Source organism: Mycobacterium sp. SMC-18, assembly GCF_045310895.1.
In the GTDB taxonomy this organism is placed as follows: Bacteria; Actinomycetota; Actinomycetes; order Mycobacteriales; family Mycobacteriaceae; genus Mycobacterium.
Genome location: NZ_JBJIAL010000002.1, coordinates 296,719 through 313,324 on the forward strand (window position 1 = coordinate 296,719; position 16,606 = coordinate 313,324).

The following is a 16,606-nucleotide window of genomic DNA, read 5'->3' on the forward strand; positions in this document are numbered from 1 at the left end:
GATGCTTACCCGTTTTCTGAAGATTCAGCTGATCATCTTCAGCATCGTGACCGTGGCGGCTCTCGTCGGGCTGTCCCTGGTGTACCTCAAGCTGCCGACCTACCTCGGTGTGGGTATGCATCGGCTGTACGCCGAACTGCCCAACTCGGGCGGCCTGTACAAGACCGCCAACGTCACCTACCTGGGTAACCAGGTGGGCAAGGTGCTGTCCGTCGAGCCGACGGTCACCGGCGCGCGTGTGACCATGGACGTCAACAACGATGTGGACATTCCGGACAACGTCGTGGCGAACGTGCACTCGGTGTCTGCCGTCGGTGAGCAGTTCATCGACCTCGTGCCGCCGGAGAACCCGTCCAAGAAGTACCTCTCTTCCGGTCAGACCATCACCAAGGGCTCGGTGCCCAAGGAGGTCGGCCCGGCGCTCGACGCGACGCAGAACGCGCTCCAAGCCCTGCCCAAGGAGAAGATCGGGGCCCTGCTCGACTACACCGCGGAGGCGGTCGGTGGTCTCGGCCCGTCACTGCAGCACCTCGTCGACGGCACCCAGGCGCTGGCGGGGGACTTCAAGGACAACCTCGGTTCGGTCGACAACATCATTCAGAACTCGGGGCCGATCATCGACAGCCAGGTCAAGTCCGGTGACGCCATCTCGCGGTGGGCCCGGAACCTGAATGTCCTGGCCGGGCAGTCGGCCCAGCAGGACGCGGCGCTGCGGAGCGCCATCCAGCAGGGTGCGCCGACAGCCGATCAGCTCAACGCCGTGTTCGGTGAGGTCCGCGACGCGTTGCCGCAGTCGCTGGCCAACGTCGAGATCGTGCTCGACATGCTGAAGCGCTACAACAAGGGCCTCGAACAGGTGCTCGTCGTGCTCCCGATGGCCGGTCCGATCGTCGACTCGCTGACCGCGGTCTACGAGAAGGAACTGCCCATCAACCTGGCACTGGGCATCAACCAGCCGCCGCCCTGCCTCACCGGCTTCCTGCCGGCGTCGAAGTGGCGGTCCCCGGCGGACACGTCGACCGCACCGCTGGAGTCGGGTCTGTACTGCAAGATCCCGAAGGACGCCCAGAACACGGTCCGCGGTTCCCGCAACCTGCCCTGTGTGGACAACCCGGCGAAGCGCGCGGCGAGCCCCATGGAGTGCCGCGACAACAAGCCGTACGAGCCGCTGGGTACCAACCCGTGGTACGGCACGCCGGACCAGATCGTGAACTGCCCGGCTCCCGCCGCGCGCTGTGATCAGCCGGTCGACCCCGGCAAGGTGATCCCGGCGCCGTCGATCAACAACGGGATGAACCCGCTGCCGGCCAACATGCTGCCGCCCCCGGAGCGGGCGTCGGCGCCGTCCAGTGACCCGGTCAGTGCACCGGGGCAGGGCACGGTGGAGTGCAGCGGGCAGCAACCCAACAAGTGCCTCTACACTCCGGCAGCAGGACCAGAGGCCACCTACAACCCGCAGAGCGGTCAGGTGGTCGGACCGAACGGTGTGAAGTATTCGGTCAGTAACTCGAGCAACCCAGGAGACGACGGATGGAAGGAGATGCTGGCACCAGCCAGCTGAACCCCACCGATGAGCAGGACGTCACGTCGCAGGACGTGGTGACGACAGAGCCGTCTGCCGAGGAATCGATCGAGGCGCACGCGAGGAGCAGTTCGGGATTGGTGCCGGGCGAAACCGGCGAATCAGAGGGCGCGCAGCGCCCCGCCCGCATCGGGCGGGGCATCGCCCTGACGGTGTGCGTGGCGCTCGTGGTGCTGGCCGCCGCGGTCGGCGCGGGCGGCTGGTTCGCGCTCAAGTCGCATCGGGAGAGTCAGGCGCTCGCGGCGAACGAGACGGCCGCCATCGCGGCGGCCAAGGACTGCGTCACGGCCACCCAGGCTCCCGACACGACGGCGATGATCGCCGCGCAGACGAAGATCATCGAGTGCGCCACCGGCGCGTACCAGACGCAGGCGTCGTTCATGAGTGGCATCACGCTCGAGGCGTACAAGGCCGCCAACGTGCAGGTGCAGATCTCGCAGATGCGGGCGGCCGTCGAGAAGCACAACGACGACGGATCCATCGACGTCCTGGTGGCGGTGCGCGTGAAGATCAACAACAGCGCCGAGAAGGACAAGGAAGTCGGATACCGGATGCGGGCGCAGATGGCACCGGTGGACGGAAAGTTCAAGGTGGCCAAGCTCGACCAGGTCACCTCGTGACGGTTGGTGAGGAGACGACGAGCGCCGAGGCAGTGAGCACGGGGTCCGAGTCCGAAGCGGCACCGGTGTTGGCCTCGTGGCCGGCGCGGGCCGGCGCTTTCGCGCTCGACGTGCTGCTGGGCCTGGCGATCATCACCGTGATGGCACTGCTGGGCTACGCCGCCCGGGCCGACTGGACGCTGTGGGTGTACGCCGCCCTGGCGACGCTGGCCGCGGCCGCGATCCTGGTGAACCGGTGGCTGCTGCCGTCGATCACCGGGTGGAGCGTGGGCCGGTCGCTGTTCGCCATCCGGGTGGAGCGGGTCCCTGCCGGCGTTCCCGCCGGCATGGGCCGGCTGGTCCTGCGTGACCTCGCGCATCTGTTGGACACCGTCGCGGTGCTGCTGGGCTGGCTGTGGCCGCTCTGGGATCCGCGGCACCGCACCTTCGCAGATCTGTTGCTGCACACCGAAGTTCGCGTTGTCCCGGCTCCCGAGCGGGACCCGTCGCGGCGGGCCGGGCAGGTGCTGGTGGCGGGCGCCCTGGTCTGTCTGGCGGCGGTGGGGCTGAGCTACGGCGTGCAGTTCCGGCATGACCGCGCGGTCGACGAGGCGCGGCACCAGATTTCCGAGCAGGGTCCCAAGATCGTCGAGCACGTCCTGAGCTACGGCATCGACACGTATCAGAACGACTTCAAGACCGCCCAGGCGCTGGTGACCGACGGATACCGCGACCAGCTGATCAAGCAGCAGCAGGCGGTGAGCAAGAAGCCGACGACCAACCAGTACTACGCGGTGAGCAGTGCGATCCTCAGCGCCGGCACAGATCAGGCGACCATGCTGCTCGCGCTGCAGGGACAGCGCGGCGTCGACGCCAACACCCTGCGGTTCATCACCGCCACGGTCCGGGTCGACTTCGTGAAGTCACATGACGGCAAGTGGCAGTTGTCGAATCTGACGGTGCTCAAGAGCCCGCGGGGAGGACGCTGATGAGCCCGCGTCGCAAGATCGATGCCGCCGAGCGCTTCGTCGCCGGTGAGTACTTCAAGGCTGTTGCGGCGGCGCCCCGGCGCGTGACGCTGATTGTGATTGCCTGTGTCACAGCGGTTTTGGTGGTCTCTGCCATCGGGGCCAGCACCTATCTGCTGGTCCAGCACGAGAAGGACGTGGCGAGCCAGGCCAAGTCGGCGGCGGTGCTGGGCTATGTCAAAGAGTTCATGAGGGGCTTCACCGCGGTCGACCCTTTCCACGCCAATGCGTACGTCGAGAAGATCGCGGGCCAGTCCACCGGTGATTTCGCCAAACAGTTCAAGGACAAGCACGACCAGATCCTGATGCAGGTGGCCCGCGCACAGCCTGCGGAGGGGACCGTCGAGGACGCGGGCGTGCAACGGTGGAACGACGACGGCAGCGCGGACGTGCTGATCGCGATGAAGCTGACGACGACGACGCCGGATGGCAACGCGACCGTGGAAAGTGGCTCGCGTTGGGTGGTAACGGCTACGCAGGAAGGGCAGCAGTGGAAGATCAGCCGCATGAATCCGGTGATGTGACCCCCGGGGAGTCTGTGGCCGATGCTCCGGCCGGTGCCCCGCAGGGCAAGGCCGCCCGGCGCAGGCACCGGCTGCCTCGGCAGAAGGCCGTCGACGCCGCGCCGGCTGATGAGCCCGTTGACGAGGCTGCTGACGCTTCGGCCGACGAGGCTGCCGTAGCCGAGCCGGAAGATGCTGCCGCTCAGGAAGTTTCGGACAGTGAAGCGGTTGACGAGGTAGCCGAGGAGAAGTCCGAGGCGGCGCCCGTGGTGCTGGTGCCCCATCGTCCTGCCGGTCGCAGGCTGTTGATCGCGGGTGTCGTGGCGGCGGCCCTGTTTGTCGGTGCGTCGGCGTTCGCGGGTGCCGCGGTGCAGCCGTATCTGGCGGATCGCGCCCTGGTCCAGAACAAGTTCGAGGTCGCCAAGACCGCCGCCGCGGCGGTGACCACGCTGTGGTCGTACTCGCCCAATGACATGGACAAGCTGGCGGACCGGTCGCAGCAGTATCTGGCCGGCGGCTTCGCCGAGGAGTACCGCAAGTTCGTCGATTCGATCGTCGCCAGCAACAAGCAGGCTCAGGTCACCAACCAGACCAAGGTGATGGGCACAGCGGTGGAAAGTATCAGTGCAAATGAGGCCACCGCGATCGTCTACACCAACTCCGTCGCGACCAGTCCACTGACCAAGGGCATCCCCTCGCTGCGGTACCTGTCGTATCGGCTGACCCTGAAGCGTTCCGGCGCTGATTGGAAAGTCAGTCAGATGAGTGCCCTGACCAAATTGGATCTCACTCCGCAGCTGTAGCGGCAAGCCTCGTTTGGCGGGTTTGCCTGAATTGACGCGTGCTACCTGTCAGCACACTGTGAATCGCCTGACGTGGGTTGCGGCCAAGGGCGGCTCTGCCCTGGCCGGGCGCACCGGCTATGGCGTGAATCACGTCTGGACCTGCGGTGGGTGCGTATCACAGTGACCGCCGGCGTCAATATTTGCGGAGATTCCGCCAGGGTCCAAGCCCGGTCGGCGCGCCCTTCAGCAAACAATTTTCGCACTATGAAAATTAGCTGGCTTCACGGCGTCGGCTGCGTGGAGTGAGCTCTGTTCACCCGTTTGCCAGATTTGGGAAAGCGGCAGGTCAAAGTGCGTGTTGGAGCTGCGATGCATTAATGTTACCGTCCGGTTGATAACCGATTGTGGCGGCTGAGGGGACGGGGCAAATGGCTGTCGTCTGCCATGAGGATGGGACCAGTGTGACCTGATTTTTGCCAGGGTGATGGGACCACCTGGATTGCCAGTTATGGGACCACCGGCGCGTCGCGTCGGTGGTCTTTTCATTTGTTCGTTCGATCGCCGTGACGGCTCAAGGTCACGGAGGTCGGCGGGCATGGCTTTTCGGGAGGTCAGTGTGAATGAGATCAGGGAAGTGCTGCGGGTGTGGCTGGGGGTGGTGGGACTGCCGGCGCCGGGGTACCGCAGCATTGCCGCGCATTGCGGCCTGGACCGCAAGACGGTGCGCCGCTACGTCGAGGCCGCCCAGGCGGCGGGTTTGCGTCGCGACGACGACGTCAGCGCGGTCGATGATGCGTTGATCGGGATGGTTGCCGAGGCGGTGCGTCCGGTGCGCCCCGATGGCCACGGGGCGGCGTGGGAGCAGCTGGTGGGCTTCGAAGATCAGATCACCGCCTGGGTGGCCGGCACCGGTGAGCATCGGCCGTTGACGGTCACGAAGATCCACACCCTGTTGGCCCGGCAGGGGTGTGTGGTGCCGTATCGGACGTTGCACCGATTCGCCAGCCAGCGTTGCGGTTTCGGCCGCAAAGACCTCACGGTGCGGGTCGCTGATGGCGATCCCGGAGTGGAGTGCCAGGTCGACTTCGGCTACCTGGGGATGCTCACCGACGCTGCTGACGGGCGCCGCCGCAAGGTGCACGCGCTGATCTTCACCGCGGTGTACTCCCGGCACATGTTCGTGTGGTTGTCGTACTCGCAGACCCTGGCCGCGGTGATCGCCGGCTGCGAGGCGGCCTGGGAGTTCTTCGGCGGGGTGTTCGCCGTGCTGATCCCCGACAACCTCAAACCGGTGATCGCCGCCGCGGACGCGGTCAACCCGCAGTTCAGCCAGGGCTGGCTGGACTACGCCGGGCATAGCGGGTTTCTGACCGACCCCGCCAGGGTGGCCTCGCCGAAAGACAAGCCACGGGTGGAACGCGCCGTGCAGTACGTGCGGCGAAACTTCTGGGACGGAGAAACATTCACCAGTCTGCAGCAGGCGCAGGACGCCGCCACAGCGTGGTGTCGTGACACTGCGGGCACCCGCACCCACGGCACCACCTGCGCACGCCCGCTGGAGGTGTTCACCGACGAAGAGCAGCCCCGGCTGTTGGCGGTGCCGCAGGTCTATGACGTGCCGGTGTTCAAGACGGTCAAGGTCCACCGCGACTTCCACGCCGAGGTCGCCAAGGCCCTGTATTCGCTGCCCGAATGCTGGATCGGTCAGTACCTGGACGTGCGCGCCGACACCGAGCTGGTGAAGTTCTATCGCCGCGGCGTGCTGGTCAAGGTCCATCCCCGCCAACCGGCCGGTGGGCGCAGCACCGACCCCGCTGATCTGCCCGAACACAAGACCGGCTACGCGCTGCGCGATGTGACGACATTGATCGCCACCTGCGCCGCGCACGGCCCCAACGTCGGGATCTACGCCGAACGCATCCTCGATGACCGGCTGCCCTGGACGAAGATGCGTACCGTCTACCGGCTGCTGGGTCTGGTGCGCCGCTACGGCGCCGACCGGGTCGAACAGGCCTGTTCATTGTCGCTGGATCTCGATGTCGTCTCGGTGAACAAGATCGCCTCCATGCTCGAGCGTGCCACCGAGACCAGCTCCCCGGCCCTGCCGAAAGCGGTCGGTCACACCGCGACCCGCTTCGCCCGTGATCCTTCCGAATTCAACTCCACCCCAACATCATTGACCATCGTTTCCGAGGAGAACCGCTGACATGACTACCACCGCCCGTGGAGCTACCGACCCGATCGGCGCTGATCTGCTCCGACTGCTCAAAGCCCTCAAGCTCGGTGCACTGGCTGACACCCTGCCCGAACGCGCCGCCTTGGCCCGACAACACAAACTCAGCCACATCGGCTTCCTGGAAACACTGCTGGCTGACGAGGTCTCCCGACGCGAATCCCGCTCCGCGGCACTACGAGCGGCCAAAGCCGGACTCGATCCGAGCATGCGGTTTGATACCTGGACCGCCCACGGCGACCTGCGCTATGACCGCACCCTGCTCGGTGATCTCACCTCGCTACGGTTCCTCGATGCCGGCCAGTCCGCGATCGTCCTCGGGCCCGTCGGCGTTGGCAAGACGCATCTGGCAACAGCATTGGGAAACATGGCTATTCGACGCAGACACACCGTCGTGTTCGGCCGCGCCGACAAACTGTTCACCCGGCTGCGCGCCGCCCGCCTCGACCACACCGTCGACGCCGAGATCCGCCGCCTGGCCGCCGTCGACGTTCTGATCATCGACGACTTCGCGCTACGCCCCCTCGACGCCACCGAAACCAGCGACTTCTACGAAATCGTCGTCGAGCGCCACCGCGCCAAGACCACGATCATGACGTCGAACCGCGAGCCCGCCGAATGGCTGACCATGACCGCCGACACCCTGCTCGCCCAATCAGCCATCGACCGACTGACCTCCGCCGCGCACACCCTGGTCATCGAAGGACCGTCCTACCGCCAACGGACCCGCCCTCAGCTTGACCCAGACCCCGCCGACGAGCATCCTCAATAACGCGCCACGGTGGTCCCATCCCCCTGGCAATCAGGTGGTCCCATCACCCTGGCAAGCGACAATGGCTGTTACGCATCTGGCTGGGCGGGTTCAAGCAAAGCGGGCGGCATTGCTGGGTGCGACTGTCGCAACAGCTACCGCAATGACGGTGACGGCCTCCGTGCCGAACGCGCCGGCGCCGCGGGTGGTGCCGGCGTCGCATTCGGCCGTCAACCTGTCGGCGTTCACCACGCCGTTCCCGAAGCCGGGCGTGCTGCCCGACATCACCTTCGGCGTCGGCAACGCCGCGTACAACCTGGCCCAGGGCGGCGTCGAGGCGCTGCTGCCGCCGCTGGTCCAGGCACTGAGCGCCGCCGGCGGTCTCAGCGGCCTCAATCTCAGCAACCTCATCAACCAGCTGCCGAAGAATCTGCTCAGCCAGATCCTCGATGCGCTGCCGATCAAGCTGACGCCGCTGCTGAACGCGGCGCTGGGCCCGCTCCTCACCGGTGCCTTGGTCCCGCTGCTCAGTGCGCTGGGCATCATGGACGCCCAGGGCAACGTGACGCTCAGCGGCCTGCTGGACGTCCTGGGCATCCGCCTGGACAACATCCTCGACCTGAGCAACCTGGACATCCCCGGCGTCAACATCGTCACCGCCGGACCGGTGTTCACGCTGCTGAAGATCGCCGGCCTGGACCTGGGCTGGACCCCGGGCACCGCCAACGCGATCGCCAACGCCATCAACAACACCGACTACCTCGACGTCGGCGCCATGGGCCTGATCAACGAGGTGCTGGACCGGGCCACGAAGCTCGGCGGCCTGGGCCCGCTGATCGGCGCCCTGCAGGTGGTGATCAACACCGTCGGTGACGCAATCGGCCTGGACAAGCTGGACCTGATCGATGTCCGGGTACCGCTGTCCGTCGGCTTCGGTCTCGGCGCGTTCTCCATGGGCCAGGCGTATTCGAAGGTCGTCTCGGATCTGGCGAACCAGCCGGGCGGCGCCAATCATGCGGGCCCGGTCCTCGGCAGCCTGACCGTCCTGCCGATGATCCTGCTGAACAACCTGGGCCGCGCCAACGGCGGTCTGCTGGCGCGCTTCTACCCGATCGGCGACCTGCTGGGCATCAACCTGATCACCCCGGATGTGCACGCCATGAACAGCGGTGGCATCCCGCTGCTGAACACCGGCTTGGGCATCGGCGGCGCCAACCTGCTGCCCATCAAGGTCGACGCCACCCTCGAATACCAGCCGTTCTCGGACCTGGCCGCGTGGCCCAACCCGTTCAGCCTGGCCAACAACCTGGTCGCGGGCACGCTACCGACCTATCTGCTGCGCGGCATCTCGACCGCGACGCTGACCAGCCAGCTCACCAGCCAGCTGGGCGACCTCACCGGTGGCCTGCTGAGCGGAAACCCGTTGGCCGTCAACATCTATCTGACGATCCCGACCAACACGCTGCCGTTGATGGAACCGATGTACCTCACCGGTGACGTGCTGAACATGGTCAGCTTCGGCACACTGGGCAGCCCCATCTACAAGTTGGCCAACGCCCTCGCGCCGGCCATGACCAGCCTGGTGAACCTGGGCTACACCGACGTGGTGCGCAACCCGGACGGCACCTACAGTCGCACGCTGAACGACCCCGGCACGCCGACGCCGTTCTTCTCGTTCCCGAACGTCAACTGGCAGAAGGTGCCGGCGGACATCATGAACTCGCTGGTGGCCGGCTTCAAGAAGGAATTCTTCAGCGCCAACCCGACCGATGCGCCGGACAACGCTGTCGAAGCGTTGATCAAGCTGATCACCGGCGGCAAGCTGGGCGGATTCAACCCGTTGGGTGGCCTGGCGGGCACGGTGCAGAACCTCCTCAACGGAGTGCTGGGCACGCTGGGCGGCCTCACGCAGGGCGCGACGGTCAACTCGCTGGCGGCGAAGGAAGGCGTCGTCAGCGCGACGGCCGCGACGGACATCCCGTCGACCACTCCGAAGTTGGCGCCGCTGTCGGCCAGCCTCACCGGCCTCACCGGTTCGAAGAAGGACGGCAAGCAGGCCACCGACCAGACGGCCGGCGAGAAGGACAAGACGGCCGAGGACAAGACCGGTACCACGCCGGCCGCCGAAGATCCCAAGACCGACCCGAAGGCCGAGCCCAAGGCGGAGGACACCAAGACCGACCCGAAGGTCGATCCGAAGACCGAGACCAAGACCGATCCGAAGACCGACACCAAGACGGGCACCGAGGAGTCCTCGGGCAAGCACGCCGCGCCGGAGGGCACCCCGTCCACGCCGGACAGCGGCCAGAAGCCCAAGCACGCCGCCGACGACGCGGGCAGCACGCCGACCGCGGGCAAGGACAAGAAGGACAAGAAGGCCGACAAGCCTGCGAAGTCCGACAAGGACACCAAGGCGACCAAGGCCGGCACGGACAAGTCCGAGAAGGTCACCAAGGACGCCCCGAAGACCAAGAAGCAGAAGAAGGACGGCGCGGCGAAGTCAACTGCCGCGACCGGCGGGGGCTCAGCCGCCCACTGACACCCGGCAACGAGAACGCCCGACGTGCCTTCACGTCGGGCGTTCTTGTGTCATCGGCCGCGTGCGGTGGCCGATCGCTGTTGGCGCGCAGTCAATGTGGTCCGGCGTCCCCTCCGCACGTCGGGTCTCGTGCAGGTCTGACGAGCAGCGTGCTGCCGACGCACTACGGTGCCGCCCGTCCGACGGTCGCCACCGTGAGTGCGTCGGTTACTCCGAATCCGGTTCCGCTGCAGTTCAACTCGGCCGGTGTCGGCGCCCGGTTGGCGAATGATGGTCAGCAGTCGGCGGGCGGTGACGACCACGCCCACGAGCAGCCGCCCCAGGAGCCACAGGCACAGGCCGAGACAGACGCCGATGCCGAGCCCGAGGCAGAAAAGCCCGAGTCCGATGCGAAGGCCGATCTTCAGGCCGATCCGCAGGCACGCGGGGAAGCGTTCGATCTCGAGGCCGGTGACGCGAGGTCGGTGTTGGCGCCGGATGGCGAGGAGCGCGAGCCGCAGCAGGGCGCGGACGGAGACCGGGCGGGTGGGCCCGACGTCGAAAAGGAGCCGAAAAACGTTGGTGCCAAGGCTGATCCCGGTGCCGACAGTGGCACCGGTGGAGGAGCGGCCCGACGCCTGACGCCTCAAGCGAAGCCGAGCCAGCCTGGGAGTGCGCGTTCCCTGGAGTCGCACAGCACTGCCGGGGTGTCGCAGGAACCGCGTGGCGTTCCGGATCCGGCCCAGCGGCCGCCGGTGTCGCGGCGCAGCACGATGGCGGAGGAGCCACCGCCGTCCAGCAGGATGGCGGTGTCACTGCCGAGTCCGCGGAACAGGTCCTGGATCTGGTCGGGGGTGTGGCTGCCGCCCTGGAAGATGTACATCTCGTCGCGGCTTCGCACATAGGCGAGCGCGGTGCGGGCGGCGCTGGGGCCGCCGTCGTTCAGCTGTCCGGTATCGCCGGGTGCCAGTAGGCCGATGCCGCTGACCGCGACGAACCGGGCGCCCTGATTAACCAGGTTGTTGATCGGGCCAGTCGCGGCGTTGAAATCGCTTGTGCTGCTTGGGGTGATCATGTACGGCGCGCCGTCGGACGGGATGACCATGGTGCTCAGCGCTGTCCACACCTCGTTGCCGCCGGACAGGCCCTGCTTGCCCGCGTAGGGGATGGTTCCGGTGACCGCGGCGTTGGCGCGGCCCTGGCCGCGCGTGTTGTCGACGTAGGCGCCGAGCGGCGAGCTGCAACCCGTCGACGTCCACGAGCCGCCCTGCTGGCCGCGGATGTCGAAGAAGTTGGCGTTGACCGCGATGGTGGGCCGGCCCAGCGCCTGCCACGCCTCCAGCGGGGTGAAGACCTCGGAGGCCTGCAACAGACCTTCGGCGGTACGGGCGCGGGGATCGCGCTCGCAGCGGGACTGGATGCCGCGGTGGGAGTCGACGAGCAAGCGGGGATTCATGCGCTGCGACGCTGCCTTGATGACGAGCAGGTGCCCGCCATTGCCCGACTCGTACCAGTTGCCCGCGGCGTTGAGCATCGGCGCGGGGTGGTCACCGCCGAAGTTGTAGACCAGGAAGCTGCCGCGGTAGTTGGTGATGGCGTTGACCAGTAGCGAGCGCCCGTCGGCGGCGTGGGCTGCCGGCACGCAGATGGTACTGACCAGGCCCGCGCACAGCGTCAGAAGCGTTGTGCGCCTGAGGGTTTTCCGTACGCGACGAACGGTGTCGCGTCGGGTAACCGGCCCGAGAAACGACATTGTGGCCCTTCCTCCGGTCCGATACAACGACCTTCAGCGTAGCCACAGCAAACACTCTGTCAACTTTGGTCACGTCTACATCACGGCGCGGTGACGGAGGAATCACCTTGGCGGACAGAGTAATTGGCCCCGCCGCCGACCGGAGTCGGGGCGGGGCCGTCGGCGCAGGGTTACGAGCCGAGCAGATCGGCGTGCATTTCCCACACCAGGATCTCGGCCGGCGTGGTGGCGGTGACGCGCTGCCCACCCGAGGCCGTCAGCCGCACGGCGTCGCCTTCCTGCAGTGGCCCGGCACCCTCGAGGGCCACCTCGCCGCGGGCCACGAACAGGTGCAGGTACTTTGCCGACGGCAGTTCGACGCTGTCGCCGGGCTCAAGGCGGGCGCCGTGCAGCGCCGCATTGCGCTGGCCGATGGTGATGGCGGTGTCATTGGAGTGTTCGGGCCTGCCCGAGGCGATGGTGACCAGCTTGCCGCGCAACAGCTCGTCGTCGATCTCGAGCTGCTGGTAGCCGGGCGTCTTGCCGGACTCGTCGGGCACCACCCACATCTGCACGAAATGCACGGGCTCGCTGTGTGATTCGGCCCCTGTTAGGCGCCAGGAATCGTTCTTCTCCGAATGCAGGATGCCGCGTCCGGCCGACATCCGTTGCGCCAGTCCGGGGTAGATGACGCCCGAGTTGCCGGTCGAGTCCTGGTGTACGAGCGATCCGCGCAGCACCCAGGTGACGATCTCCATGTCACGGTGCGGATGGGTCTCGAATCCCGAGCCCGGTGCGACGCGGTCGTCGTTGTTCACCAGGAGCAGGCCGTGGTGGGTGTTGGCCGGGTCGTAGTGACCGCCGAACGAGAACGAGTGCTTGGAGTCCAGCCACGAGATGCGGGTGGTGTCGCGGTCGGCCGCGCGACGGATGTCGATTGTTTCGGCCATGTCGTCCCCTGTCGTTGTCGGTGAGCTTAGGTGTCGCTACTGGACGGCACAACATAAATGATGTGTCATGTATTCCGTGTGGCTGACCGATGACCAACAGGACCTCTGGCGCGCTTACCTGGCAATGAGCGGCCGCTTGCAGGCAGCGCTCAACCGGCAACTGCAGCGCGATCACGGGTTGTCGCTGGCGGACTACGACGTCCTGGTCGCGCTGAGCGAACTGCCCGATTGCCGGATGGGTGCGCTCGGTGCCCATCTGGGATGGGAGCAGAGCCGGGTGTCCCACCAATTGGCGCGCATGCGAACCCGCGGTCTGATCGAGCGATCCGGGGCAGCCGACGACCGGCGCGCCGCCGTCGTCACCCTCACCGCAAGCGGGCGGAATGCGCTCGAGGCCGCCGCCCCCGGGCATGCCGAGTTGGTGCGCGCGACGGTGTTCGACGGCATGAGCCGAGCGCAGGCGGACGCGTTGCGGCGGTGGACTGCGACGGTGCTCGAACGAGTGGACTGACGGAGCCGGGGAGCCGGGGCGAATTCGCGGCTACAGTAGGGGTCGTCGGGTTTGCGGGGAGGATTCACGTGAAACATTCGGTAGCCACCGTTGCGGCAGCGGGCGCGCTGGTCGCCGGGCTGGCGTGGCTGCCGGCCCCGCTGGCTCATGCCGAACGCTGTGTGCCGTTGGACGGCACCCCGATGGTGCTCAAGCGCGAGAAGAGCGTCGGCATCGGCAAGGACCTTCAGATCAACCGGACCTACACCTACGCCGATGGCATGGTGAATTGGACCATCGAGCAGTCCGGCGGCGTCAAATACAACACCGGTTTCGGTTTCGGCGCGCGGATCAACGCCGTCTACATCCCGGAACTCAATTCGAGTGGCTCGGTCCCCGGCGCACCCGGTGAATACGTGAACATCGACAGCTGGCATTTCCACGAGACCGTGCTGGTCTGCCCGCAGTAGTAGCCGTTCGCGGCGTCGCATCACACTTTCACGAACAGTTGACCGAGTTTGGCGCCGAGCCAGGGCTTGCGGCCTGCCGACAGGATCTTGCCCTGCAGAATCGCCGCCCACTGGCTGCTCCGGCCATAGCCCACCAAGAGGTAGGCGACGGGGTCGGCTGAAATCCAGCAGTCGACGGCTCCGCCGGCCGGACCCACGGCGGCGGATCTGTCCTCGATCGTGACGCGATAGCGGGGACCGTCCCGGAATCGCAGCTCATAAGCCAGATGCAGTCCGGCGGCCTTCTGCCGGTCGACATAGTCGGGAATCATCGCCATTACGCCGGCTATGACGTGCAACGCCTCGGCTCTCGAGATCGTCCAATCGGCCCCGACAGCGCGGGCGATATCGAGGCCGTGGAGCAGTTGCTCGCCCAGCATCGCACTGGCCATGACCGGAACGGTCATGGCCAGACCGTTGAAGGCCGGCATCGGTTCGTCAGTTGGCCGCCGGTCGGATACCGCGATGAAGTTCTCCGCCGCGCTGATCAGCAGGTCGGCGAGCCGGCGCGGATCCCGTTCCGTGAACTCCTCGAGCATGCGAGCGTTTGCGATCACCCCTCGCTCGGTTGGGGTAGCACGCGGCGGCGCGAGCGCGAGGTACTCCTGAATGTCCGTCTCCCCTGTGACAAGCCCCGCGTAGTGCTGCAAGCCGGTGACCAGATGAGCAGCGGTCTCCGCCACGGTCCAGGAGAGATTCGGGACGGCAGCGGCGGGATCGGTCACGCTGCGTACGAGCGCGGATGTCCGGGACGCTGCGGCCCGCAAGGCCTCCCGGGTCCCTGCCAGATCGATACCGGACACGACACGGATCCTCGCACCGGGCGGGTCGACGACGAGGTGTTTCAGCCGACCTCCGATTCGGTCGATTCGCCGGGTTCGATCGGCATGATGTCGACGCCGGATGAGCTTTGCGAGGTCCGTCCCGGTGAGCGGACGGCCTCGCATACGCTGTCGGCGTGGATATCAATGGAGCTAGCGCGGTCGTCACCGGCGGCGCGTCAGGAATCGGTGCGGCTGTTGCCCGTCAGTTGGCCGCCAAGGGTGCCCGGGTCGTCATTGCCGACCTCCAGGCCGAGAAGGGCGAGGCGCTCGCCAAGGAGATCGGCGGCGTTTTCGTCACCGTCGACGTCACCAACACCGAGCAGATCATCGACGCGGTCAAGACCGCCGCTGACCTCGGCCCGCTGCGTGCGCTCGTGAACTCGGCCGGTGTCGGCTGGGCCCAGCGCACCATCGGCAAGGACGGCGAGTTCGAGTCGGCGCACAACCTGGACCTGTACAAGAAGGTCCTCGACATCAACCTGGTCGGCACCTTCGACTGCATCCGCATCGCCGCCACCCAGATGAGCAAGAACGACCTCGCCGAGTCCGGTGAGCGTGGCGCCATCGTCAACATGACCAGCGTCGCGGCGTTCGACGGCCAGATCGGCCAGGCCGCGTACTCGTCGTCCAAGGGTGGCGTCGTGGGCCTGACCCTGCCGGTCGCGCGCGACCTGTCGGCAGTCGGCATCCGCGTGAACACCGTGGCCCCCGGCCTGATCGACACCCCGATCTACGGCGAGGGCGAAGCCTCAGAGGCCTTCAAGGCCAAGCTCGGCGAGTCGGTGCTGTTCCCGCACCGCCTGGGCAAGCCCGAGGAGCTGGCCTCCATGGTCATCGAGCTGATCACCAACTCGTACATGAACGCCGAGGTCGTCCGCGTCGACGGCGGCATCCGGATGCCTCCGAAGTAGTTTTCGCGAACAGACACGAAACTGCCCCTTGTCTTCGGATGAGGGGCAGTTTTGTTGCGGGGTCGCCCCGCGGGACTGCGCGCGCCGACCCCGCACCGAATGTGCGCAGAGATTGCGGATCCAGCCGTCTTGGCGATCTGGCTGCACATTCGCCGCCGAATTCCTGTGAATCGCTCGGTACGCTCGGATGGCATGACGCGCACGCGGTTCCGGCCGGTCGTATTTCTTGCCCTGTTGATCGCCTCGTTGTGGTTGGTGGCCGGGTGCAGCGGCGGCAACTCGACGCGGCATTCCGAGTCGGCCCCGGCGGCACCGGCGCCGCTCAAGAGTGGCGCGGATTTCAAAGGCGGTGCCCCCGAGGCGCCCGCGCCGCCCGTCGAACAACCGCGGGACATCGTCAAGACCGCGTCGCTGATCCTCGTCACCGCGGACCCGGCGGCGGCCGCGGACAAGGCGACTACGATCGTCGACAAAGCGGGCGGACGGGTCGACGAGCGCTCGGACGACGCGGGGTCGACGTCCGGCCGCGCGAGCGTCCACCTGGTGCTGAGAGTGCCGGCCAACGGGCTCGACCCTGCCCTGGCGGCGCTCAAGGGGCTCGGCACCGTCCAGACGCTCGAGGTCAAGACCGACGACGTCACCGCACGTCGTGTCGACCTCGATGCCCGGATCACCGCGCTGAAGACGTCGGTGGATCGGTTGCTCGGGATCATGCGTGACTCGAAGGACCCCGATGCGTTGATCAAGGCCGAGGAGGCGTTGTCGTCGCGGCAGGCCGAGCTACAGAGCCTGCAGGCGCAGCGCGACGCCCTCCGCGACCAGATCACCTACAGCTCGGTCGACGTCCAGATCACCGCCGAGCGTCGCGGTGGCCCAGCCCCGGAGCGCTATCACGGGTTCTTCGGACAGATCGAACACGGCTGGGACACGTTGTGGGCCTTCGGTTCTCGCCTGGTCCTGGCGTTCGGATTCCTGCTGCCGTGGCTGATTCCGCTCGCGGTCCTCGGCGGGGTGCTCTATGTCTTCGTCAAGTGGTCGGGCTCGCGTCACAAGAGCGCACCAGCCGAGCCTGCGGCGCCCGCCTCCAAAACGGAGGAGTAGCTTCCGCACGTCGTGAACCGTCCCGGGTTTCATGCACCCTCAGGTTTCTGTGATCCGGCCGGTCTACCGGTCACGAGTTGGGAATAGTAG

At 66.8% G+C, this 16,606-nt stretch carries 15 protein-coding genes; 12 read left to right on the forward strand and 3 right to left on the reverse strand.

The genetic code is table 11. From position 1 onward, the window contains the following. Position 1 precedes the first annotated feature (1 nt). The 8 genes from ACJH6J_RS03010 to ACJH6J_RS03045 all read left to right on the forward strand — a co-directional run bounded on the left by ACJH6J_RS03010 (position 2) and on the right by ACJH6J_RS03045 (position 10,020). Entirely contained in the window at positions 2 to 1,561 is a 1,560-nt protein-coding gene (locus tag ACJH6J_RS03010; RefSeq protein ID WP_406803490.1) for a virulence factor Mce family protein, read from the forward strand. Then, the gene (locus ACJH6J_RS03015; RefSeq protein WP_346416569.1) at positions 1,531 to 2,202 is read left to right on the forward strand and encodes a hypothetical protein; all 672 of its coding nucleotides are present in this window, start codon (positions 1,531 to 1,533) and stop codon (positions 2,200 to 2,202) included. Before ACJH6J_RS03010 ends, ACJH6J_RS03015 begins: the two co-directional genes overlap by 31 nt. Continuing rightward, a complete protein-coding gene (locus ACJH6J_RS03020) occupies positions 2,199 to 3,170 on the forward strand; it encodes an RDD family protein (protein WP_212807901.1) in 972 nt (323 codons plus the stop codon). The genes ACJH6J_RS03015 and ACJH6J_RS03020 overlap by 4 nt, the downstream gene beginning before the upstream one ends. After that, positions 3,170 to 3,733, forward strand: coding sequence for a mammalian cell entry protein (locus tag ACJH6J_RS03025; RefSeq protein ID WP_406803491.1), 564 nt, complete (start codon positions 3,170 to 3,172; stop codon positions 3,731 to 3,733). Before ACJH6J_RS03020 ends, ACJH6J_RS03025 begins: the two co-directional genes overlap by 1 nt. Positions 3,734 to 3,747: 14 nt before the next feature. After that, on the forward strand, positions 3,748 to 4,515 hold the full coding sequence (locus tag ACJH6J_RS03030) for a mammalian cell entry protein (RefSeq protein ID WP_406803492.1): 768 nt from the start codon (positions 3,748 to 3,750) through the stop codon (positions 4,513 to 4,515). Positions 4,516 to 5,092: 577 nt separating this feature from the next. Next, positions 5,093 to 6,703, forward strand: coding sequence for an IS21 family transposase (gene istA / locus ACJH6J_RS03035; RefSeq protein WP_406775775.1), 1,611 nt, complete (start codon positions 5,093 to 5,095; stop codon positions 6,701 to 6,703). A 1-nt stretch (position 6,704) separates the two neighbouring features. Continuing rightward, complete coding sequence (locus tag ACJH6J_RS03040) at positions 6,705 to 7,502, forward strand: ATP-binding protein (protein WP_138247680.1); 798 nt, start codon at positions 6,705 to 6,707, stop codon at positions 7,500 to 7,502. Positions 7,503 to 7,650: 148 nt separating this feature from the next. Then, positions 7,651 to 10,020, forward strand: coding sequence for a hypothetical protein (locus ACJH6J_RS03045; RefSeq protein ID WP_406803493.1), 2,370 nt, complete (start codon positions 7,651 to 7,653; stop codon positions 10,018 to 10,020). Positions 10,021 to 10,645: 625 nt separating this feature from the next. Here ACJH6J_RS03045 and ACJH6J_RS03050 read toward each other — a convergent pair. Then, positions 10,646 to 11,752, reverse strand: a complete 1,107-nt coding sequence (locus ACJH6J_RS03050) for a phosphodiester glycosidase family protein (protein ID WP_406803494.1) — start codon at positions 11,750 to 11,752, stop codon at positions 10,646 to 10,648. 170 nt (positions 11,753 to 11,922) lie between these two features. Continuing rightward, a complete protein-coding gene (locus tag ACJH6J_RS03055) occupies positions 11,923 to 12,681 on the reverse strand; it encodes a pirin family protein (protein ID WP_406803495.1) in 759 nt (252 codons plus the stop codon). A gap of 67 nt (positions 12,682 to 12,748) precedes the next feature. On the opposite strand from ACJH6J_RS03055, the gene ACJH6J_RS03060 reads away from it, so the two are divergent. Together ACJH6J_RS03060 and ACJH6J_RS03065 are read left to right on the forward strand one after the other, a co-directional pair. Then, positions 12,749 to 13,192 carry a MarR family winged helix-turn-helix transcriptional regulator gene (locus ACJH6J_RS03060; RefSeq protein WP_406803496.1) on the forward strand — a complete coding sequence of 148 codons (444 nt, stop codon included), beginning with the start codon at positions 12,749 to 12,751 and terminating at the stop codon, positions 13,190 to 13,192. A 68-nt stretch (positions 13,193 to 13,260) separates the two neighbouring features. Continuing rightward, complete coding sequence (locus ACJH6J_RS03065) at positions 13,261 to 13,641, forward strand: hypothetical protein (protein WP_406803497.1); 381 nt, start codon at positions 13,261 to 13,263, stop codon at positions 13,639 to 13,641. Between the two features lie 20 nt (positions 13,642 to 13,661). On the opposite strand, the gene ACJH6J_RS03070 is transcribed toward ACJH6J_RS03065, so the two are convergent. Next, complete coding sequence (locus ACJH6J_RS03070; RefSeq protein WP_406803498.1) at positions 13,662 to 14,483, reverse strand: maleylpyruvate isomerase N-terminal domain-containing protein; 822 nt, start codon at positions 14,481 to 14,483, stop codon at positions 13,662 to 13,664. Positions 14,484 to 14,638: 155 nt separating this feature from the next. Between ACJH6J_RS03070 and ACJH6J_RS03075 the strand changes: the two genes are divergently transcribed. Both ACJH6J_RS03075 and ACJH6J_RS03080 read left to right on the forward strand, forming a co-directional pair. Then, complete coding sequence (locus ACJH6J_RS03075; protein ID WP_029105664.1) at positions 14,639 to 15,415, forward strand: SDR family NAD(P)-dependent oxidoreductase; 777 nt, start codon at positions 14,639 to 14,641, stop codon at positions 15,413 to 15,415. A gap of 192 nt (positions 15,416 to 15,607) precedes the next feature. Then, positions 15,608 to 16,516, forward strand: coding sequence for a DUF4349 domain-containing protein (locus ACJH6J_RS03080; protein ID WP_406803499.1), 909 nt, complete (start codon positions 15,608 to 15,610; stop codon positions 16,514 to 16,516). The last annotated feature ends 90 nt before the right edge of the window (positions 16,517 to 16,606 follow it).

Bases quoted from the DNA above. Each gene is read 5' to 3' on its own strand.
- ACJH6J_RS03010 (WP_406803490.1), top strand. From the start codon at position 2: ATGCTTACCCGTTTTCTGAAGATTCAGCTGATCATCTTCAGCATCGTG.
- ACJH6J_RS03015 (WP_346416569.1), top strand. From the start codon at position 1,531: ATGGAAGGAGATGCTGGCACCAGCCAGCTGAACCCCACCGATGAGCAG.
- ACJH6J_RS03025 (WP_406803491.1), top strand. From the start codon at position 3,170: ATGAGCCCGCGTCGCAAGATCGATGCCGCCGAGCGCTTCGTCGCCGGT.
- istA (WP_406775775.1), top strand. From the start codon at position 5,093: ATGGCTTTTCGGGAGGTCAGTGTGAATGAGATCAGGGAAGTGCTGCGG.
- ACJH6J_RS03040 (WP_138247680.1), top strand. From the start codon at position 6,705: ATGACTACCACCGCCCGTGGAGCTACCGACCCGATCGGCGCTGATCTG.
- ACJH6J_RS03050 (WP_406803494.1), bottom strand. From the start codon at position 11,752: ATGTCGTTTCTCGGGCCGGTTACCCGACGCGACACCGTTCGTCGCGTA.
- ACJH6J_RS03055 (WP_406803495.1), bottom strand. From the start codon at position 12,681: ATGGCCGAAACAATCGACATCCGTCGCGCGGCCGACCGCGACACCACC.
- ACJH6J_RS03060 (WP_406803496.1), top strand. From the start codon at position 12,749: ATGTATTCCGTGTGGCTGACCGATGACCAACAGGACCTCTGGCGCGCT.
- ACJH6J_RS03080 (WP_406803499.1), top strand. From the start codon at position 15,608: ATGACGCGCACGCGGTTCCGGCCGGTCGTATTTCTTGCCCTGTTGATC.